A 20402-nucleotide genomic window follows, 5' to 3' on the forward strand; every position below is an offset into this window, starting at 1 on the left:
GCCTTGATTCCGCGCGAAGGCGGCTCCTCACCCCTTCTTGCCTTCCTTCACCTTCTCCGCCAGGTCGCGGGCGATGGCAAACGCGCCCTTGATCTTGTCGGCGTCCGATTTCCAGCTGCGCTTGACCACGATCTTGTTGTCCTTGACCTTGGCCAGCCCCTTCTGGTCCTTGATGAAATCGACCAGCCCCTGCGGATTGGAAAACTTGTCGTTGTGGAACTGGATCGTCGCCCCCCGCGGCCCGCCATCCAGCTTGGCGATGCCGGCGCGCTTGCACATCGCCTTGATCCGCACCACCAGCATCAGCGTGTTCACCTCGCGCGGCAGCTTGCCGAACCGGTCGATCAGCTCGGCGGCGAAGCCTTCCAGTTCAACTTTGGTCGCCAAACCACTGAGACGGCGGTACAGTCCCAAGCGCACGTCCAGGTCGGGCACATACTCCTCGGGGATCAGCACCGGCACACCCAGGTTGATCTGCGGCGCCCATTGCTCATCGGCCTCGCTCAGCCCTTCCAGCTGACCCGACTTGATCTTGGCAATCGCCTCTTCCAGCATCGACTGGTAGAGCTCGTACCCCACGTCGCGCATCTGCCCGGACTGTTCCTCGCCCAAGAGGTTGCCCGCCCCGCGAATATCGAGGTCCTGGCTGGCCAGCGTGAACCCCGCGCCCAGCTGATCCAGACTTCCCAGCACCCGCAACCGCTTCTCGGCGCCGGGCGTCAGCCGCATCCGGGGCTTGGTCGTCAGGTACGCATAGGCTCGCGTTTTGGCCCGCCCCACGCGGCCCCTTATCTGGTAAAGCTGTGACAGGCCGAACATGTCGGCGCGGTGCACCACCATCGTGTTGGCGGTGGGAATATCGAGGCCCGATTCCACGATGGTTGTGGCCAAGAGCACATCGTACTTGCCGTCGTAGAAGGCGTTCATCCGCTCGTCGAGTTCCTTGGCCGCCATCTGCCCATGCGCCACGACAAAGCTGACCTCGGGCACCTGATCGCGCAGGAAGGCCTCGATCTCGGCGATGTCGCTGATCCGCGGCACCACGTAGAAACTCTGTCCGCCCCGGTAATGCTCGCGCAACAGCGCCTCGCGGATCGTCACCGTGTCGAACTCGCTGACATAGGTGCGGATCGACAGCCGGTCGATGGGCGGCGTGCCGATGATGCTCAGGTCCCGCACGCCACTCAGGCTCAACTGCAAGGTCCGCGGGATCGGCGTCGCCGTCAGGGTCAGCACATGCACTTCCGAGCGCAGCGACTTCAGCCGCTCCTTGTGGGTCACGCCGAACCGCTGTTCCTCGTCGATCACCAGCAGGCCAAGGTTCTTGAACCGGATGTTCTTGGCCAGAAGCGCGTGCGTGCCCACCACGATATCCACCGTGCCATCGGCCAGCCCCGCGCGGGTCTTCGTGGCCTGGCTCGCGGGCACGAAGCGCGACAAGGGCGCCACCGACACCGGAAAGCCGCGAAACCTCTCGGCAAAGCTCTGGTAATGCTGCCGCGCCAGCAGGGTCGTCGGCGCGATCACCGCCACCTGCATCCCCGACATGGCGGCGATGAAGGCCGCACGCATCGCCACCTCGGTCTTGCCAAAGCCGACGTCGCCGCAGATCAGCCGGTCCATCGGCGTGCCGCTGTCGAGGTCGGCCACCACGTCCTCGATGGCCCGCAACTGGTCGTCCGTCTCCTGGTACGGGAACCGGGCCGAGAACGCCTCCCACGCGTGGTGCTCGGGCTCCAGCACAGGGGCCTTGCGCAACGCCCGCTCGGCGGCGATCCGGATCAGGCGGTCGGCCATCTCGCGGATGCGCTCCTTCAGCTTGGCCTTCTTGGCCTGCCACGCGCCGCCGCCCAGACGATCCAGCAGGCCCTCTTCATGGCCATAGCGGCTGAGCAGCTCGATATTCTCGACCGGCAGGTAAAGCTTTGATTGCTCGGCATATTCCAGCAACAAGCACTCATGCGCCGCGCCCGCCGCGGTGACCACTTCCAGCCCCTTGTAGCGACCGATCCCGTGATCGACATGCACCACCAGGTCGCCGGGCGACAGGCTCTGCGCCTCGGTCAGGAAGTTCTCGGCCCGCCGCCGCTTCTTGGGGGACCGGATCAAACGGTCGCCGAGAATATCCTGCTCGGCGATCACCGTCATGCCGGGTGCGGTAAACCCGTGCTCCAGCCCCCAGACCGCCAGATGCAGCCCGCGCTTGCCGATGGCCCCGGCGTTCTTCACCGTGACCGCGCCCAAGAGGCCCTCGTCTTCCAACAGCCCTTCCAACCGCTCCCGCGCGCCGTCGGAATAGGACGCGACCAGCACCGGCCCCTCGGCCATGCGCGCATCAACATGGTCTTTCAGGACACTGAAAAGGTTTATCTTTTCCTGTTGACGCTCGGGGGCGAAATTGCGCCCGATGCGCCCGCCCGCGTCGATCACCCCCGGCCCCGGCGCCTGTGGCAAGGGCGACAAGGCCAGCACGCGGCGGTCGCCCAATGCGGCGCTCCAGGCGTCGTTGTCGAGATACAGCAGATCGGGCGCGATGGGCTTGTAGACGCTGTCTTCGCGGCCCTTCTGGGTCATGGCGTGCCTGCGGGCATCATACTGGTCGGCGATGGACACCCACCGCGCCTCGCGCGCCGCCTCCACCTGATCATCCAGGCTGACCGGCGCGCCGGGAATATAGTCAAAGAGCGTCTCGAGCCGCTCGTGAAAGAGCGGCAGCCAATGCTCCATCCCGGCCTGCTTGCGCCCCGCGCTCACCGCCTCGTAAAGCGGGTCGTCACTGCCCGCCGCGCCGAACTCGATCCGGTAGTTCTGGCGAAAGCGCGTGATCGCGGCCTCGTCCAGAATGACCTCACTGACCGGAGCCAGCTCGATCCGGTCCAGCTTCTCGGTGGTGCGCTGCGTCGCAGGATCGAACCGGCGCACACCGTCCAGCACATCGCCAAAGAGGTCCAGCCGCACCGGGCCGCTCTCGCCCGGCGGGTAGATGTCGATGATGCCCCCGCGCACGGCATAATCGCCCGGCTCCATCACCGTGGGCGCCTGGGTAAAGCCCATCCGCACGAGGAAGGATTTCAGCGCCTCCTCGTCGATCTGGTAATCCACCTGCGCCGAGAACGCCGCCTCGCGCAACACCTCGCGCGCGGGCACGCGTTGCGTCGCGGCATTGAGGGTCGTCAGCAGGATGAACCGCGACGGCCCGCCATGCACCAGCCCCGCCAGCGTCGCCATCCGCGTGGCGGCGATATCGGCATTGGGCGACACCCGGTCGTAAGGCAGGCAATCCCAGCCGGGAAAGCGGATCACCGGCATGTCGGGCGCGAAAAAGCGCAGCGCCTCCTCCATCGCCGCCATCCGCTTGTCGTCGCGCGCGACATGGATCACGGGGCCCTTCGCACGGGCGGCCTCGTCGAGGATCAGCTTGGCGTCGAAGCCTTCTGGCGCGCCGCCAACGGCGATACGGGTGCTGCCTGCCATGCCCGGCCCCTCAGCCGCCCAGCACGCCGGTCGACATGTTGACCAGCATACCCCACATCGCGGTCACCAGGATCGACAGGATGCCCACCAGCTGCGTGGCGATGCGGTGATAATGCATCCGCTTGTAAAGCGCCGCGCCCACCAGTTCGTCCCGGGTGATGCGGTGCGCCGTGAAGACGGCCATCAGTGCCACCAGCGTCATCGGAAACCCCAGCAGGAACAGCGCCTGGCTGAACTCGTTGCCGTAAACGAAGCCCAGCAGCGCCGCCGAGGTCAGAACGAAACAGATGAACCCCGCCATCAGCAGCCCGGTCTCACGCGCGATGTAAAGGATGCGGTTGCAGTTGATGCGCACCATGTCGTGCAGGTCCACGACGCCCTGCTCGTCGCCGCCCTTGGCCCGCTGCACCATGTCCCACGGCACGCCCAGCACCCAGTGGCTGGTCGACGACCACAGCACCGCCAGAACGATCCAGAACCACAGGTTGCTGAAGCTGCGCATGTCGATCAGCTCGAAAATCGTCTCGATCAGGTCCAATGCCGGTGCCTCGTTGCGTCGTTGCGCTGTGCCGCGCTCTATCCGGGCACCTCTTAGCGCCGCTTGGCGCCAATTCCTACCCTTGAGATGGCGGAATTTCCATGCCACTCAGAAGGCGCATCAGAAAAAGGATGGCAACCATGCGTCCCACCCAAGGGCCCTTTCCCGTCACGCGCCTGCGGCGCACCCGCGCCACCCCGGCGATCCGCGCGCTGGTGGCGCAGAACACGCTGACCCCGGCCGACCTGATCTGGCCCGTGTTCGTGCGCGACGGGGACGGCGTCGAGGAACCCGTGCCCTCCATGCCCGGCGTCCTGCGCCGCAGCGTCGACCGCGTGGTCGAGGCCGCCCGCGAGGCGCACGGCCTTGGCATCCCCGCCATCTGCCTCTTCCCCTATACCTCGGCGCAGAACCGAACCTCGGATTGCGCCGAGGCGTGGAACCCCGACAACCTTTCCAACCGCGCGACGCGGGCGATCAAGGATGCGGTGCCCGACATCGCCATCATGACCGATGTGGCGCTCGACCCCTATTCCGATACCGGCCATGACGGCTTTGTCGTGGACGGCGAGATCCTCAACGACGAAACCATCGAGGCGCTCGTGAAACAGGCCCTCAGCCAGGCCGCGGCGGGCGTCGATATCATCGGCCCCTCGGACATGATGGACGGCCGCATCGGCGCCCTGCGCGCGGCGCTGGAATCCGAAGGCCACAAGAACACGCTTCTGCTCAGTTACGCCGCCAAGTACGCCAGCGCCTTCTACGGCCCCTTCCGCGATGCGGTCGGCGCATCGGGCGCACTCAAGGGCGACAAGAAAACCTACCAGATGGACCCGGCCAATTCCGACGAGGCGCTGCGCTGCGTCGCCCGCGACCTTTCCGAGGGCGCCGACATGGTCATGGTCAAGCCCGGCCTGCCCTATCTCGATATCTGCCGCCGGGTGAAGGACACCTTCGGCGCGCCCACCTACGCCTACCAGGTGTCGGGCGAGTACGCGATGATCCAGGCCGCCGCGCAGAACGGCTGGATCGACCACGACCGCGCCATGGTCGAAAGCCTGATGGCCTTCAAACGCGCCGGCTGCGACGGGATTCTCACCTATTTCGCCCCCGCCGTGGCACGGATGCTGAACGGCTGACACAAGCGCGGGTTCTCGCTTATGCCCAAGTGCACCACAATCTGTGGTGACACCGCCGGCGATAGCCCCTATACTCAGCCCCAGACCGGCAATTTCAAAAGACCGGCCAACGATCAGGCAACGAACAGGCAGTATCATGAAAAACCTTTCCCGGCGAAGCTTCACGCTCGGCGCATTGGCCGCGTCCCCCCTTCTGGCCGCTTGCGGCAACGGGGTCGGCAGCGTCGGCTCGCAAAAGATCGACGCCCGCGTTAACTCGACGCTCAATTACCTTTACCAACGCTATCCCCAGACCCGCGACATCTCGAACAAGTCGGTGGGCCAGCTGGTCATGCCGCTGATCACCGAGGGCGGCTTCATCGTCGGCGGCGGCTATGGCCGGGGCGCCCTGCGCGTCGGCGGCGTCAGCGTCGATTACTATTCCGCCACCAAGGGCAGTGTCGGGCTGCAGATCGGGGCACAGCAATTCGCCCATGTCCTGTTCTTCATGACCGAGGATTCGCTGGCCAACTTCCGCCGCGCCTCCGGCTGGGTCGCGGGCGCCGATATCGAATACGTGTTCTCGGACCAGGGCGAGAACCTGCGCGCCGACACCACCACCGCCAGCTCGCCGGTGCTTGCGGTGATCTTCGGCCAGGCCGGTGCGCTGATCGGCGCGTCGCTGGAAGGCATCAAGTACACCCGCATCATTCCCTGACGACCGCGCGGGGATTGAACCGCCCCGGGACGGCGACCGACCCATGAAGGGCGCGTGAACACCTCGCGCGCTCTGTGTCACGAAAGAGGTCGCCCATGCCCCGTACCGCAGCACTTGCCGCGCTTGTCACCCTCTGCACCGCGGCCCATGCCGCCGCCTGCGCCCTGCCGCCGCCGGTCTGCGAGGTCCCGAACGGCCAGCGTGCCACGCTCGAACATGCCAGCGGCAGCACCGTCCTCTTCTCGCAGCTTGATCCCGACGCCACGGGATACCGGCCGACCTATGTTCTGGTAGATTGCAGCAAGCGGCAGGCCGTGGCCCTGGGGCACCTGCCGGAAGGGGCCGATGACTCCGCAAGCCAGACCCATTTCGATGGCCGCATGGTGATGGATCTCGAAGTCTCGGCCGGCGCGCGCCCCCGGCTGGGCCAGGTGCATCGCCAGCTTCAGCGGATGGGCTTGCGCAGCAAACGCTTCACCCTGCTGAAATCCCATTGCGGCTGCGCCCTGCCCGACATTCCCCCGCCGCCCGCGAACTGCCCGACCTACTGATCGGGGCGCGGGCGGCGCGCCTCATTCCGCGCCATCGCCGAAATCTATCGTGATCCCTGGCAGCGGGGTGTCGTCGCCCTCCTCCGTCGCGCCCACATCCGCCTCGTCCCCGTTCCGCCGCCGGGCGCGCTGCTCTTTCAGCATCTCCATCTGCCGGTTCAGGTATTCGGCAAATTGCGGTCCCGCGCCGTTCTCGTCCCAATGCGCATAGACCCGTCCCTCGATCAGGGCCAGCCAGTACAGCCGCAGCACCCGGTTGATGCGCGCGCCATAGCCGGGGCCAAGGCGGCGGAACCATTTCACCATGTCGCTGTCCAGCCGGATGGTGACCCGCGTTTTCGGGCGCGCGATCGGTTCGCGGCTTTCCAGCCCCTGCCACTCCTCGGGCAGGGATCGGTCCAGCCAGTGCTCGGTCAGCGATTCCTGCAATTGTCGCAGTTCGTCCATCAACGCGGCGCGGTTGTTCTGCGGCGGCGGCGTGCGGCGCATCGGGGGTTCCTTTCAACGGGAGGACACGGGGGGTGAATGCCCGTCATCCTGCCGCCGAGACGTTAACGCCGCTTGGCGGCACCGCCCGGTGCACGGGGGGTGTACGCGGGGTGCACGCCTGTCACCCCCGCGATTTCGGCCCGTTGCGCGGATCGGTTAACCGACCGTGCTCAGTTCATGTAAAACTCGCCGGTCACCTGCCGCCATTCGCCGGGGCTGATCATCTTGCGGTGGATGAACTGCACCGAATGCAGCGGTCCGTCGATTTCGTCCTGCCAGAATTCGATGAACTTGAACAGCTTGGGATGGTCCGGGGCAAGATCATAGTCCTGCCAGACGAAGGTATTGATAACATGCGCATAATCCGGCATGTGGTAATAAAATTCCGCCGTCGTCAGGCCATAGCCTTTCAGCATCAGTTCGGTTTCCGAAAGCTCCGTCGTGTTATCCATGTTGGCACCACTCTTATTGTTATGAATCAGAGTGTGGCACGAAATAATTAGTTTTCAATAAAAACAGCATGTTATCACCCTGCCCGGCTGGCTGCCAAAGGTCGGGGACACGGGCCATTGCACCCCATATCCTGCCTCTGGTATAGTTTCGTTAACAAGATATAGACAAATGCGACAGGACGGGACAGCACGTGAACGACACGCCGGAAACCCCTGAAAACGAAGACGAAATGCCGCCCGAACGCCCCGTCCATGACGGGCCGTCGGTGTCGATCATCGAAGAGATGAAGACGTCCTACCTGGACTACGCCATGTCGGTGATCGTCAGCCGGGCCATTCCCGACCTGCGCGACGGCCTGAAACCCGTGCACCGCCGCATCCTTTACGCCATGCACGAAACCGGCAACACGCATGACAAGGCCTACCGCAAATCCGCCCGCCCCGTGGGCGACGTCATGGGTAAATACCACCCCCACGGCGACTCTGCGATCTACGACGCGCTGGTGCGCATGGCGCAGGATTTTTCCATGTCTTTACCGCTACTTGACGGTCAAGGCAACTTCGGCTCCATGGACGGCGATAACCCCGCCGCCATGCGTTACACCGAGGTCCGCATGGACAAGCCCGCGGGCGCGCTCTTGGCGGATATCGAGAAGGAAACCGTCGATTTCCAGGACAACTACGACGGCAAGGACCGCGAGCCCACGGTCCTGCCCGCGCGTTTCCCCAACATGCTGGTCAACGGCGCCGGCGGCATCGCCGTCGGCATGGCCACCAACATCCCGCCGCACAACCTGGGCGAGGTCATCGACGCCACGCTGGCCCTGATCGAGAACCCCGACCTGAGTTCCGAACAGCTGATCGAATACATCCCCGGCCCGGACTTTCCCACCGGCGGCATCATGCTCGGCCGCTCCGGTGCGCGGAAGGCGTATATCGAGGGGCGCGGCAGCGTGATCGTGCGCGCCAAGACCCGGATCGAGGAGATCAGGAAAGACCGCTACGCGATTGTTATCGAAGAGATTCCCTATCAGGTGAACAAGTCGGCGATGATCGAGAAGATCGCCGAGACCGTGCGCGAGAAACGCATCGAGGGCATCACCCATGTGCAGGACGAATCCGACCGTCACGGCGTGCGCGTGGTGGTCGAGCTGAAGCGCGACGCCACCGCCGAGGTGGTGCTGAACCAGCTCTTCCGCTTCACCCCGATGCAGACGCATTTCGGCTGCAACATGCTGGCGCTGAACGGCGGGCGGCCCGAACAGCTGACGCTTTACGGGTTCCTCAGCGCCTTCATCTCGTTCCGCGAGGACGTGGTGGCCCGGCGCACCGCCTATGACCTGCGCAAGGCCCGCGAACGCAGCCACGTGCTGTGCGGCCTGGCCGTGGCGGTCAGCAATGTCGACGAGGTGGTCGCCACGATCCGCGCCTCCGCCGATGCCGCCGAGGCCCGTGAAAAGCTGATGACCCGCCGCTGGCCCGCGGGCGATATCCTTGAATACATCGCGCTGATCGACGACCCGACGCACAAGGCGAACGACGACGGCACCTACAACCTCAGCGAAACGCAGGCCCGCGCCATCCTGGAACTGCGCCTGCAACGCCTGACTCAGCTTGGCGTGAAAGAGGTCACCGACGAGCTGCAGGAACTGGCGGGCAAGATCAAGGAATACCTCGCGATCCTCGCCAGCCGCGAGCGAATCATGCAGATCATCTCGGACGAGCTGACCGAGGTGAAAGAGCAATTCGCCGTTCCCCGCCGCACCGAGATCGTCGACTGGTCCGGCGACATGGAGGACGAGGACCTGATCGAGCGCGAGGACATGGTCGTGACCGTGACCTCGGGCGGCTATATCAAGCGCACCGCACTAGCCGATTTCCGCGCGCAGAAACGTGGCGGCAAAGGCCTGTCGGGCATGCAGACCAAGGAAGAGGACGTGGTGACCACGCTGTTCGTGGCCAATACGCATACCCAGCTTCTGTTCTTCACCACCGACGGGATGGTCTACAAGCTGAAGACCTGGCGGCTGCCTCTGGGTGGGCGAACGTCGAAGGGAAAGGCGATCGTGAACATCTTGCCGATCCCCACCGGGGTCAGCATCGCGGCGATCATGCCGGTGGACCGTGACGAGAGCGAATGGGACGACCTGCAAGTGGTCTTTGCCACCGACCACGGAACCGTCCGCCGCAACAAACTGAGCGATTTCACCAACGTCATGCGCAACGGCAAGATCGCGATGAAGTTCGAAGGCGAAAGCGAAGGCTGGTCCTTGATCAATGCACGCATCGCCTCGAACGACGATGACGTGATGCTGGTCACGAATTCCGGTCGGGCCATCCGTTTCCCGGCGACCGATGTGCGGGTCTTTAACTCGCGCGCCTCGACGGGCGTACGCGGCATCCGTCTGAGCAATGGCGACCGGGTGGTGTCGATGTCGATCATCAGCCATTTCGAGGCCACGCCGGACGAACGCGCCGCGTACCTGAAGATGCGCAGACAGATGGCTGGGGCCGATGACGACGAGACGGGCGAGGAAGAGGGCAACGCGGAAACGCCGCTGCCGGCCGAGCGCTTTGAAGAGATGAAGGCGGCTGAGAATCTGATTCTGACCATCACCGAACAGGGTGCCGGCAAATTGAGTTCCAGCCATGATTACCCGGTCCGCGGACGCGGCGGCATGGGTGTCCAGGCCATGGACAAGGCCATGCGCGGCGGGGCTTTGGTGGCCTCCTTCCCGGTTCAGATCGAGGACCAGATCATGCTGGCAACATCACGAGGCCAGTCGATCCGCGTTCCGGTTGACGGAATCTCGTTCCGGTCCCGCAGCGCGGGCGGCGTGAAGGTCTTCAACACCGGAAAGGGAGAGAAGGTCGTCAGCGTCGCCTGGATTGCCGAGACCGGCGAAGACGACCTCGATGAAGGCGCCCCCGCGGAAAGCCAGGAAACCACCTGAGCCGATGACCTGCCGTGCAATTCGCGTGGTTTCGAACGAATTCTGCCCCAATTTTTCGGCAAAAAAAGGTCAAGGAAACTCCGGGCTTTTGCTGCCCCCGGGGTAGGGTTTTTCGCCTTGGTGCAAAGACGGCAACGCTGGGTCGAATACACGGGTCTGAATTTGATCCGAATCGTCATCGGATCGTATTTCATGGCAATCGCGCTTGGCCTGATCTCCGGTGTGGTGCCGCCCGCGTTGTTCCTGTCGTTTACCGACCCGCAGACGGCTGACCTGATTGGCACCGTTCTGCTGTTTTCCGTCACCGCCGTATTCATGCTTGGGCTGTGGTTGCGACTGACATCTTTGATGCTGGCGATCTTCGTGTTTGCCACCAGCGTGGCGCAGAACCTGGTGCTGGCCGATACGCCGCTGGTCGAGCCGTTCTGGCGCGATCTGGCGCTCGTCGGTGCCGTCCTTCTGAGCTACACCGGCCTGAAACGGACCGAAATCAGCCGGGCCGCATTTGTATGGCGCCGCAGCACGCCGCGGCTGCGCAACGATCAGGTGGTGGTGCCGCGCCGCGTGACAGCGGGGGCAACCGCCGCGGACCGGGCACAACAGCGGGCGCGGACGACATCCGCGATGCAGCCATTGACCAGGACACAAGCCGTATCGCCCCAGCCTGCACTGGAACGCCAGAAACCCAGGCTGGTCTCGGCGACGCATGGCGACAGTGACGAGGTCGAGAACATCTTCGCCGCCCTGTGACGATCGCGACGCTCGCACCCGGCAACGATTTCGCAACGGTTTGCTGTCAGTCTGCCTGCGTTCGACCAGGGGCGTTGCGCGACATGAACATCTACACCTGCCAGATAGACCTGAAAAAAGACGCGCAAGCGATGTTGTTCGCAGCCGCGCTCGACAACTGGATGTCCCATCTGCAGGCGGCCGGTGTTGTCGGCCAATGGTCGCTCGTCCGGCGCAAGCTCAACCTTGCATCCGACAGCTTTCGCGATTTCCTTTTGAGGATCGAGGTGGCCGACCTCGCGCAGCTTGATCAGGCCTTTCGATGGGTCGGACAACAGGGTGACGAGGCGGAGACGCTCTACACACGGATGCACGACATGATCGACACCGCCGACTATGCGCTGTACCGCCCATTTCCCGACCCCGAGCGCGCAGAGCGGCTGGCCATAATCTAATCAGTTGCTGACGTTGTTCACCGAGCTGGTCACACCGATGATCGTTCCAAACAGACCGATAACCGTGCGCGCCGAATTGATGGGGGATTCGGTGGCATAAAGTGTATCGTCGGGCTGGATGAAGAACTGTCGCGCCGCGAACAGGCCGTCGGCCGAAGTCAGATCGAAGCTGAACACGACCTGCTGTTTGTTCGGACCCGCCAGTCCCGGCTTCAGGTCCCTGGGCTGGTAATCACGCAGGACGAGTACGCCCTTGGGGTTGGCTGTTCCCGCATTCAGACCGCTTGTGGACGAGAGCGCTTCCACCACCGTCATGCGCTCCTTCTCGAAATAGATCACCTTCTGTGCGCCGGTCGCGCCGAGAGACGTGAAACTGCGTTCGTCCTCGACCACCACGATCTGGTCACCGCCGACGACACGCACGTTGCGATTGGCGTTTTCCAACAGCGACGAGACGCGGGCCTCGTAGGTTCGGCCCCCGCGTTGAAGGCGAATCATCGGGTTGCGCAGGGCGGGATTCACTCCGCCGCTCTGGGCCACCACGCCCAGTATCTTGGTGTTCCGGCTGTCGAGCGGATAGCGACCCGGCGCCGCGACCCCGCCGACAACGTCGACAGAATTGTTGCGTCCGGGCGTCACGGACAGTTGCACCTGCGCCGAAGGCTGGATCTGTTCGAACTGCGATTGCAGCCGGGCTCTTGCCGAGGATGGGGTTAGGCCCCGCACCGACACCTCGCCGACATAGGGCAGGAAGATGCGGCCTGCCGCGGAAACCTCCTGTGGGGGGATTTCGGCTGCGGTTCCGTTCAGTCCGGTCAGAAGAGAGTTGTCTTCGCTGTCCCAGACCACGATATTGACCGTATCGCCGGTCTGGATAGCCGAGGAATCAGGCCCTTGATCGGCCCCGAACCAGTGGAATTTGGCGCTCGCGCCGCTGTGCGGCCATTTCGCGATCAGCGGCGTCAGCTCGCGCGTCACCTCGACCAACTGAAACGACGGCTTCTCAGAGCGTTGTTCCTTCAATATTTCGGACTGCACGGCAGCGCCACGCGGCAACGCGCATCCTGTAAGCGCAACAACGCCGACGGCCAAAAATAGAAACCGGATCGTCTTCAACAATGTCGTGTCCCCCCGCGGGCATGCATTGGTTTCCTATCCCATGCACGTGATGATAGACAATGGGGTAATGGAAAAAGAGGGCAATCCGGCGAGATTGCCCGGGCTGGACGTCGGGATGCGGATACTTGTAGCGGGCTCTGGTGGACGGCTTGGTCGATTGCTGCATGCCGCAAGGACTACGGGCGCCTGTTGTGACGCCGAGTTCATATTTCAGTCCGGCGGACCGGACCGGGACGTGCGTTGGACACCCGATGACTCGTTGGACCGGCTGCCGGCCTGCGACATGATGATTGCGCTGTGGGGCAAGACCGCCGGCACGAGCGATGACCTTGCAATGAATACCGCGCTTGTGGGCCTGTCGCGCCGCGTAGCGCAGCATTGCGGTGCTCGGCGGCTGTTCCATATTTCCACGGCCGCCGTTTACGGCCCCGGCGCAAAACTGACCGAGGACGCACCATTGCGCCCGATCGGCCCATACGGGGAGGCGAAACTGAACATGGAGCGCACGGTGACCTCAGGCGACAGCGCCGTGTCAGAGCATGTGTTGCGCCTGGCCAACGTGGTCGGCGCTGACAGCCTGGCACCAGCGCTGGCAAAGGGTGGCGGGGTCACGCTGGACCAGTTTGCGGATGGACGCGGCCCCATTCGCAGTTATATCGGGGCGACCGACCTGCTTGCGGTGTTGAAACGCCTTTCCGACACGGAGACAAAACCGATGCCACGCGTGCTCAATATTGCCGCGCCCGGGCCGGTGGCGATGGAAGACCTGGTGGTGGCTGCGGGCCGGCACGTTCTGTGGCGCCCTGCCCCCGACAGCGCAATCAAGGAAGTGTCGCTGGACGTCGGGCGCCTGCAGGCCCTGCTGCCCGACCATCGATTCACCTCCGACGCAGGCGAGATGATCGCAGATTTGAACCGACTGGAGGTACGCCGATGAGTCCCGGCAAGCGGGTCATGGACATCGCATTGGCCCTGTTGCTGGTCGTGGTGTTGTTGATCCCGACGCTGCTGGTGGCCGCGGCCATTCTTGTCCTCGACGGCCGGCCGATCCTTTATCCGTCGAAACGCATGAAGGCGCCGGGACAGAGCTTTATCCTGTGGAAGTTCCGAACGATGACGAATTCGGGCCGGGATGCGTCCGTGTCCGGGGCGTACAAGCAGAGCCGCATCACCAAGACCGGAAGATTCCTGCGTCGCAAACGCCTGGATGAGCTGCCGCAGCTGTGGAATATCCTGAAAGGCGACATGAGCTTTGTCGGCCCGCGACCGCCCCTGCCCCGCTTCGTCCGTCTGTGCCCTCTGGTATATGCCGAGGTTCTGGAAAACCGCCCCGGTGTCACGGGGCTGGCGACGCTGGTGTTTCATCGTCGGGAGGAACAGCTCTTGTCGAGATGCCATTCACAGGCCGAAACCGATGATGTCTATCTGCGTCGTTGTGTGCCGGCCAAGGCAAAAATCGACCTTATCTGGGCCAGAAACAGGACGCTCTGTTTCGACGCCGCACTGATCGTCAGGACGGTTAGGCGGGTTTTCGCCTCAGGCGGCTAACCTATACGAAGCTATAACAGATACATGCTAAGACTGGAATCCGCACATGCATTGCATACGCAGCAGAATTCACTTGTGACGCGGAGATTTTCCATTCTATGTACCGTGTTGCGTTTCGTTGGGATGATGTGATTTGTTTAAGTTGTATTTGCCAATAAAGGTTCAACTCATGGTCGTACGAGGCGGGGCTTGATGCTTTACAAGTTGGCGGTTTCCCTTTCGCGTCATCAAAAGCGGAAAATCCTGCTTGCAGTCGACGGTGTCCTGATCGCGGTATCTCATATCGTAGCCGGGTTCCTGTTGCTGGGCATGGACGGTGTCACGGCGCATGCCGATGCGTTCCTGATGAGCGTGACCTGCGTGACAGGAGTCGGCCTGGCTCTGATCTTCGTGCTGGGACTGCACCGGATCAAGCTGAACGCCTATCAGATGCAAGGCGTGGTCGAATCCGCCTTTGTTGCGGCCGTGATGATCGGTACCGGCGCGCTGATGTCGGCGGTGTTCTTCGGGATGACCTTTCCAGCGCCGCTTTTCGTGGTCATGGGAATGCTTTTTCTCATCCTCTCGGTGTCGTCACGGCTGCTGATGCGGCAAGTACTTCTGTCCGTCTACCGGCGCGGCAATGCAAGATTGCCGATCATCATCTACGGCGCGGGACAGACCGGGCAGCAACTGGCGACCGCGCTGTCTGTCGACGACGCGGTAGAGCCCGTCGCTTTCGTGGATGATGACTTGCGGTTGCAGGGCATCACCATTGGAGGGCTGCGCACCTATTCGCCTGGCGACCTCGAAGACCTGATCCAGAGGTACCAGGTCAAGCGCGTCGTCCTGGCCATGCCAAGCGCCAATCGGGCGGTTCAGTCCAGTATCATCAAACGTCTGGCCAGCACATCCTGCGAAGTCCATTCGATGCCGTCCTTCGCGGATCTGGTTGCAACATCGTCCGCGAGCCTGTCCGAAACCAAGCCCGTCGACGTCAATACACTGCTCGGCCGTGCCGGCTTTGACGACGATCTGCCCGGTGTCTTCGAAACGTACCGGAACCGCAATATCCTGGTGACCGGCGCAGGCGGGTCGATAGGCGCGGAACTGTCTCGCCAGATTCTGTCCTGCGAACCGGGCAAACTCGTCTTGCTGGACCACAGCGAGCTGGCCTTGTTCGAGATCCACCGCGAACTGAATGCGATCCTGCCCGAGGCGACGGTCATCCCCGTCCTGGGCAGTGTCACCGAAGAGCCGCTGGTTGCCGACGTCATGCGCACACACCAGATCGAGATCGTCCTGCACGCCGCGGCCTACAAGCACGTGCCCATGGTCGAGCACAATGCGCTGGAAGGAATCCGAAACAACGTGTTCGGAACAAGGACCGTCGCCAGCGCGGCGATGCGTACGGGCGTGGAACGCTTCATCCTCATTTCCACCGACAAGGCGGTGCGCCCGTCCTCGATCATGGGCGCCTCGAAACGGTTTGCCGAACTGACGGTGCAGGATCTGGCGACGCGGTCGAATGGCACTCGGTTTTCGATGGTGCGGTTCGGCAACGTTCTTGGCTCGTCGGGGTCGGTCATCCCGCTATTCCAGGAACAGATTTCTCGGGGCGGTCCGGTGACGCTGACCCATACCGATGTCACCCGGTATTTCATGACCATCCCGGAAGCAGTGCGGCTGGTCCTGCTGACCGGCTCCTTCGCCCGCGGCGGCGACGTGTTCGTGCTCGACATGGGCAAACCCGTACCGATCTACGAGCTGGCACGCAGAATGATCGAGAATGCCGGACACACCGTGCGCGACGCTGAAAACCCGGGCGGCGACGTCGAGATCAAAATCACCGGCCTGCGCCCCGGCGAGAAATTGCACGAGGAACTGCTGATCGGCTCCGATATGCTGACGACGCCGCATCCGAAAATCCTGCGGGCACAGGAAAAGCACCTTTCAGAAATCGAAATGGCCAACGCCCTGCAATCCTTGCGGCAAGCGATCGACACGCGGAATGCGGAACAGATGGAAGCGACGCTGCATCAGTGGATCGAGAAGAGCGAAATGGGGAAAGGCGGCAAATCGGTGAACGAGTAGCGCCGGCCAAGGCTAGCCGGTGTTCTCGGCCTTCTCCGCCAGAAGAAGCCATTCCTCTTCGGCCTCGCCCAGTGCCGCCTGCCGTTGGTTCAAACCTTCGGTCGCCTTGGCGAACTTCGAAGGGTCCCGGGTATAAAGCCCCGGGTCGGCAAGCAATTCCTCCAGCTTCGCGATCTCGGCTTCCAGCCGGGCGATCTGATCGGGCAGAGTGTCAAGCCGGTGCTTGTCCTTGAAACTGAGTTTCTGTTTGCTCGCGTTGCCCGCTAACCGCTGCTGTCCCGCGGCCGGCGTAGGCTTTTGCGGCTTTTTTTCAGGCGTAACCTCGGGCGCCACACGCTGCGCCTGATAATCGGTCCAGCCCCCCGCATAGACGGTATGCCTGCCGCGCCCCTCCATTGCGACGGTGGTGGTCGCCACCCGATCCAGGAAATCCCGGTCGTGGCTGACCAGCAGAACCGTGCCGTCATAGTCGTCCAGCAGTTCCTGCAGCAGATCGAGCGTTTCGATATCCAGATCGTTGGTCGGTTCGTCGAGCACAAGCAGGTTGCTTTCCCGCGCCATCAGCCTGGCCAGCAACAGGCGCGCCTTTTCCCCGCCCGAGAGCGACCGGACGGGGGCGCGCACCTGCCGCTCGTCGAACAGAAAATCCTTGAGGTACCCGACAACGTGACGCGGCACGCCGCGCACCATGACCTGATCGGCCTGCCCCGAGACGCGCATGTCCGGATCGCCGGTCAGACTGTCCCAGAGCGTCATGTCGGGAGCCAGCTTTGCCCGCGCCTGATCGAACACGGCCGGCACAAGATTCGTACCGTGCCGCACTTCTCCCTCGTCGGGTTCGAGCGATTTCATCAGCAGCTTCAGAAGCGTTGTCTTGCCCACCCCGTTCGGGCCGATGAAGGCGACCCGGTCCTTGCGCTGGATCGTCAGGGAAAGATCGAGCACAACGGGGGCCTCCCCGAAACTCTTGGAGATGTGTGACGCCTCGATCACCTTGCGGCCGGATTGCGGGCCGCTGGCCAGCGCCATGGCTGCGGTGCCCTGCCGTTTGATCTGGGACGCCCGTTCGGCGCGGAGATCCTGAAGCGCACGAACCCGCCCCTGGTTGCGCTTGCGCCGGGCGCTGATGCCCTCGACCGCCCACCGGGCCTCTTCGGCGATCTTGCGGTTGAGCTTGTGACGCGCCTGGTCCTCTTCTTCCCAGACCTTGTCGCGCCATGCCTCGAAGTGCTCGAAGCCCTTTTCCTGCCGCCTGGTCATGCCGCGGTCGATCCAGAGCGTGGCACGGGTCAACTCGCGCAGAAAGGCGCGGTCGTGCGATATGATGATGTAGCCCGCCCGCGTCTCCTTCAGCTGCTGTTCCAGCCAGCCGATCGCCTCGATATCAAGGTGGTTCGTGGGTTCGTCCAGCAGCATCAGATCCGGCGCCTGCGCCATCAGTTTCGCCAGCGCGGCCCTGCGGCGCTCTCCGCCCGACGCGGTGGCGACGGGCCGGCCAGGTTCGAACTTCAACCCTTCGGCGGCCATTTCCACACGGTAATGCTCTGCCTCGTCCAGACCGTCGGCCGCGAACGCACCCAGCGTGTCGAAGCCGGTCATGTCAGGCTCCTGTTCCATGTAGCCGACCGAAGCGTCGGGCTGCAGGGCGCGGGTGCCGCGATCGGGTTCCACCAGACCGGCGATGACCTTCATGAGGGTGGATTTGCCAGAGCCGTTGCGCCCGACCAGCGCGACGCGGTCGCCTGTCTGAACCACCAGCGACAGATCGTCGAAGACAGGTTCGCCGCCAAAGGTAAGGGAAATGTCCGACAGCTGGATGAGGGGTGCACGCGCCATGGCGCAGCGCTATCCCGCGCCGGGGGGAGCGTCAAGCGGTCGCGTTATTGCACAACGGCGCGAAGCAGGCGCTTGCGGGCTGGCGGGATCGCGTTGATCTCGAGCCCGGTGAAAACGTGAAGCGTGTTCATCTGCAGGTCCACCACCGCGTGATCGCTGACCCAGCCGCCCATCACCAGGTATGTGCGCAGCAGTGGCGGCATTCGCAGCATGGCCAACTTGGCATCGGGTTGCCGCAGGCGCAGCTTTTGCGCGAAGCGAAACACCGAAGGCGCCTTGACGCGCGGCAACCATCGCCGCGGCGCAAGGTGGCGTTCCTTCAACATCGCGAAGGCGTCGAGGTAGTCGTCGGCGTCGGTTCCCTTGAAAGACGAGCATCCGAACAGCAGTTCCACGTCGTTGTCATCGACGTAGCGCGTCATCTCTGCCCACGCCACGCGCAAGATGTCGGGGTCACGCGCCTCGGGATGGATGCAGAAGCGGCCCATCTCGACCATCCGGCCGGAAAATGCCCGCAGCGCGGACAATTCGTAGAACTGCGCGGAATAGCTGCGCTCGATCTCGTCGCCGCCATCAAGTGGCAGCATTCTGAAGCAGCAGATCAGGCGCTTGTCCTGGGCGTCCTCGACAAGGATATGCGTACAGATGCCGTCGAACTGATCCCGGTCGAGGTCATCCTGGGAATCGCCGCCCCTGAAGGCCAGTTGCCGAAGGCGCTGCGCCGCCTCTATGTCGGCGTCGCCATCGGCGATGCGCGTGCGGTAGCGTCCCTTGCTCAACATCTCGGCCTCATCCATGGCGGTCGCTTACGCTTTATATATGTGCGAACCGCTTAACATGAAGCATGTGACAGGCGAATGACGCCCGCGGCTAGAAGAAAGTGCCGGGATCGATGTTGCCGAAGTTGCCCAGGATCTGACGCAGGAAGCCGTTGCCCACCACCGAAGAGTCGGTCACGCGGCGGGTCAGTGGGACGATGTTGCCGTCGGCCAGGGAGAAGGTCTCGATGTTGGCGATGGTATCGTTCGGCGCGAAACTGATGGCCAGCACCTGCCGCTCGATCACCTCTGGACGGTACATGCCCACTTCCTTGACGCGGCTGCGCACGTAGTAATAGTCGCCGCGGTCCAACATGCCGGCCGAAGACGGCGGTCCTATCACGTCGTTGACCGTGTCGCGCGTGTCCACACCCACGACAAGGTTCTGAAGATCCTCCTGAAGCGGCATGTATCCGTGATTGCGATAGGTCGGGGTACAGGCGGCAAGCGCCCCCACAAGGCACACAATGGCACCAATCCTGGCAAACCGTTTTTTCATGCCACCCCTCTTCGCCTCTTGAACGGGTCCCAAACACCCAAGTACCCGATACAACAAGGTAGCGGTCAGGTTCAAGAAAGGATAGGTGATACGTCTATGAGCGAAAAGACAGAAAATCCGACCGTGCTGCATCTGGCACAGATGTCGATGAACCGATCGCATCCATTTCGGATCGAGCCGGATGCTCCGGACATGGCGCGCATGGCGGAAGACCTCGGGATTCTCGCGCTGAAAAAAGTGCGACTCGAGGGCGCGATGCATCCTGACGACGGCGAAAACTGGAAACTCGAAGCACGGCTCGGGGCGACCGTGGTGCAGTCCTGCGTGGTGACGCTGGACCCTGTCACGACACGCATCGACGAAGAGATCGTCCGCAAGTTTCGCAAGGATTGGCCGGGCGTAGACACCGACATGGAAGAGATCGAGATGCCCGAGGACGAGACGATCGACCCGCTGAGCGACCAGATCGACCTGTGGGCTGTGCTGCAGGAGGCGATTGCGCTGGCGCTGCCGCCCTACCCTCGCAGCACGGGAACACCCAGTGAGAATGCCCAATATGCGCCCCCGGGCGTCACGCCGATGACGGACGCGGATGCCAAGCCTTTTGCCGCCCTCGCGAAACTGAAAGGCCAGTTGAAAGACGGCGATTGAGGGCACGAAAGAATCGCTGGACAGCAAGCGATTTCCTTGTATTTTCGCGCTCTCACCGGATTTAGGGTTGCACGGCAGGCTCTCGAGGAATAGGAGCCGCGGCAGCGTATGAAACCGGGCCGTGAGGCCCACAAGATTTGAGGTTGTGACATGGCTGTCCAACAGAACAAAGTATCGAAATCGCGCCGGAACAATCGCCGGGCGCATGACTCGCTTGAGGGTGCCAACCCGAACGAGTGCCCCAACTGCGGTGAACTGAAGCGCCCGCATCACGTGTGTGTCGCCTGCGGTCACTATGCGGACCGCGAAGTCATCGCGCTGGATGACGAGGTCGATCTGGACGAAGACGCAGCCTAAGCGGCAGCAAAGGGACGCGTCCA

Annotated in this window: 19 protein-coding genes; 11 read left to right on the forward strand and 8 right to left on the reverse strand. The window is 63.2% G+C overall.

Features of this window, described 5'->3' with window-relative positions; genetic code table 11:
• Positions 1 to 27: 27 nt before the first annotated feature.
• Together mfd and FIU89_RS10380 are read right to left on the reverse strand one after the other, a co-directional pair.
• A complete protein-coding gene (gene mfd / locus FIU89_RS10375) occupies positions 28 to 3474 on the reverse strand; it encodes a transcription-repair coupling factor (RefSeq protein WP_152492519.1) in 3447 nt (1148 codons plus the stop codon).
• Positions 3475 to 3484: 10 nt separating this feature from the next.
• The gene (locus FIU89_RS10380) at positions 3485 to 4012 is read right to left on the reverse strand and encodes a component of SufBCD complex (RefSeq protein ID WP_152492520.1); all 528 of its coding nucleotides are present in this window, start codon (positions 4010 to 4012) and stop codon (positions 3485 to 3487) included.
• Positions 4013 to 4152: 140 nt separating this feature from the next.
• Here FIU89_RS10380 and hemB point away from each other — a divergent pair, with 140 nt between their 5' ends.
• From hemB to FIU89_RS10395, 3 genes are all read left to right on the forward strand, one after another.
• Positions 4153 to 5151: a porphobilinogen synthase gene (gene hemB / locus FIU89_RS10385; RefSeq protein WP_152492521.1), complete on the forward strand. Its 999-nt coding sequence runs from the start codon at positions 4153 to 4155 to the stop codon at positions 5149 to 5151.
• A gap of 136 nt (positions 5152 to 5287) precedes the next feature.
• Positions 5288 to 5848, forward strand: coding sequence for a YSC84-related protein (locus FIU89_RS10390; RefSeq protein WP_152492522.1), 561 nt, complete (start codon positions 5288 to 5290; stop codon positions 5846 to 5848).
• A gap of 95 nt (positions 5849 to 5943) precedes the next feature.
• Positions 5944 to 6399: a hypothetical protein gene (locus tag FIU89_RS10395; protein ID WP_152492523.1), complete on the forward strand. Its 456-nt coding sequence runs from the start codon at positions 5944 to 5946 to the stop codon at positions 6397 to 6399.
• Between the two features lie 21 nt (positions 6400 to 6420).
• Here FIU89_RS10395 and FIU89_RS10400 read toward each other — a convergent pair whose 3' ends face one another.
• Together FIU89_RS10400 and FIU89_RS10405 are read right to left on the reverse strand one after the other, a co-directional pair.
• Complete coding sequence (locus FIU89_RS10400) at positions 6421 to 6888, reverse strand: BrnA antitoxin family protein (RefSeq protein WP_152492524.1); 468 nt, start codon at positions 6886 to 6888, stop codon at positions 6421 to 6423.
• 170 nt (positions 6889 to 7058) lie between these two features.
• Positions 7059 to 7340: an usg protein gene (locus FIU89_RS10405; RefSeq protein ID WP_152492525.1), complete on the reverse strand. Its 282-nt coding sequence runs from the start codon at positions 7338 to 7340 to the stop codon at positions 7059 to 7061.
• A gap of 191 nt (positions 7341 to 7531) precedes the next feature.
• On the opposite strand from FIU89_RS10405, the gene gyrA reads away from it, so the two are divergent.
• From gyrA to FIU89_RS10420, 3 genes are all read left to right on the forward strand, one after another.
• The gene (gyrA, locus tag FIU89_RS10410) at positions 7532 to 10294 is read left to right on the forward strand and encodes a DNA gyrase subunit A (protein WP_254701642.1); all 2763 of its coding nucleotides are present in this window, start codon (positions 7532 to 7534) and stop codon (positions 10292 to 10294) included.
• A gap of 192 nt (positions 10295 to 10486) precedes the next feature.
• Positions 10487 to 11044, forward strand: a complete 558-nt coding sequence (locus tag FIU89_RS10415; protein WP_152492526.1) for a hypothetical protein — start codon at positions 10487 to 10489, stop codon at positions 11042 to 11044.
• Positions 11045 to 11127: 83 nt separating this feature from the next.
• On the forward strand, positions 11128 to 11478 hold the full coding sequence (locus FIU89_RS10420; RefSeq protein WP_152494483.1) for a DUF6614 family protein: 351 nt from the start codon (positions 11128 to 11130) through the stop codon (positions 11476 to 11478).
• Here the strand turns inward: FIU89_RS10420 and FIU89_RS10425 are convergent, their stop codons facing one another.
• Complete coding sequence (locus tag FIU89_RS10425) at positions 11479 to 12597, reverse strand: polysaccharide biosynthesis/export family protein (protein ID WP_368372972.1); 1119 nt, start codon at positions 12595 to 12597, stop codon at positions 11479 to 11481. It lies immediately after the preceding gene.
• A 67-nt stretch (positions 12598 to 12664) separates the two neighbouring features.
• Between FIU89_RS10425 and FIU89_RS10430 the strand changes: the two genes are divergently transcribed.
• The 3 genes from FIU89_RS10430 (at position 12665) to FIU89_RS10440 (ending at position 16218) form a co-directional block, all read left to right on the forward strand.
• On the forward strand, positions 12665 to 13534 hold the full coding sequence (locus tag FIU89_RS10430; RefSeq protein WP_172978085.1) for an NAD(P)-dependent oxidoreductase: 870 nt from the start codon (positions 12665 to 12667) through the stop codon (positions 13532 to 13534).
• Positions 13531 to 14145, forward strand: a complete 615-nt coding sequence (locus FIU89_RS10435; RefSeq protein WP_152492528.1) for a sugar transferase — start codon at positions 13531 to 13533, stop codon at positions 14143 to 14145. Before FIU89_RS10430 ends, FIU89_RS10435 begins: the two co-directional genes overlap by 4 nt.
• 192 nt (positions 14146 to 14337) lie before the next feature.
• Positions 14338 to 16218 (forward strand): nucleoside-diphosphate sugar epimerase/dehydratase, encoded by a 1881-nt coding sequence (locus FIU89_RS10440; protein ID WP_152492529.1) that lies wholly within the window; start codon positions 14338 to 14340, stop codon positions 16216 to 16218.
• A gap of 12 nt (positions 16219 to 16230) precedes the next feature.
• Here FIU89_RS10440 and FIU89_RS10445 read toward each other — a convergent pair whose 3' ends face one another.
• The 3 genes from FIU89_RS10445 to FIU89_RS10455 all read right to left on the reverse strand — a co-directional run bounded on the left by FIU89_RS10445 (position 16231) and on the right by FIU89_RS10455 (position 19371).
• Positions 16231 to 18054, reverse strand: a complete 1824-nt coding sequence (locus FIU89_RS10445) for an ABC-F family ATP-binding cassette domain-containing protein (protein ID WP_152492530.1) — start codon at positions 18052 to 18054, stop codon at positions 16231 to 16233.
• A 44-nt stretch (positions 18055 to 18098) separates the two neighbouring features.
• A complete protein-coding gene (locus FIU89_RS10450) occupies positions 18099 to 18851 on the reverse strand; it encodes a GNAT family N-acetyltransferase (RefSeq protein ID WP_254701643.1) in 753 nt (250 codons plus the stop codon).
• Positions 18852 to 18924: 73 nt separating this feature from the next.
• The gene (locus tag FIU89_RS10455; protein ID WP_152492531.1) at positions 18925 to 19371 is read right to left on the reverse strand and encodes an outer membrane protein assembly factor BamE; all 447 of its coding nucleotides are present in this window, start codon (positions 19369 to 19371) and stop codon (positions 18925 to 18927) included.
• 96 nt (positions 19372 to 19467) lie between these two features.
• Here FIU89_RS10455 and FIU89_RS10460 point away from each other — a divergent pair, with 96 nt between their 5' ends.
• Positions 19468 to 20022 carry a DUF177 domain-containing protein gene (locus FIU89_RS10460; RefSeq protein WP_152492532.1) on the forward strand — a complete coding sequence of 185 codons (555 nt, stop codon included), beginning with the start codon at positions 19468 to 19470 and terminating at the stop codon, positions 20020 to 20022.
• A 150-nt stretch (positions 20023 to 20172) separates the two neighbouring features.
• Positions 20173 to 20379, forward strand: a complete 207-nt coding sequence (gene rpmF / locus FIU89_RS10465) for a 50S ribosomal protein L32 (RefSeq protein ID WP_057789461.1) — start codon at positions 20173 to 20175, stop codon at positions 20377 to 20379.
• Positions 20380 to 20402: the final 23 nt, after the last annotated feature.

The sequence above is a fragment of the Roseovarius sp. THAF27 genome, from assembly GCF_009363655.1.
Classification (GTDB): Bacteria; Pseudomonadota; Alphaproteobacteria; order Rhodobacterales; family Rhodobacteraceae; genus Roseovarius.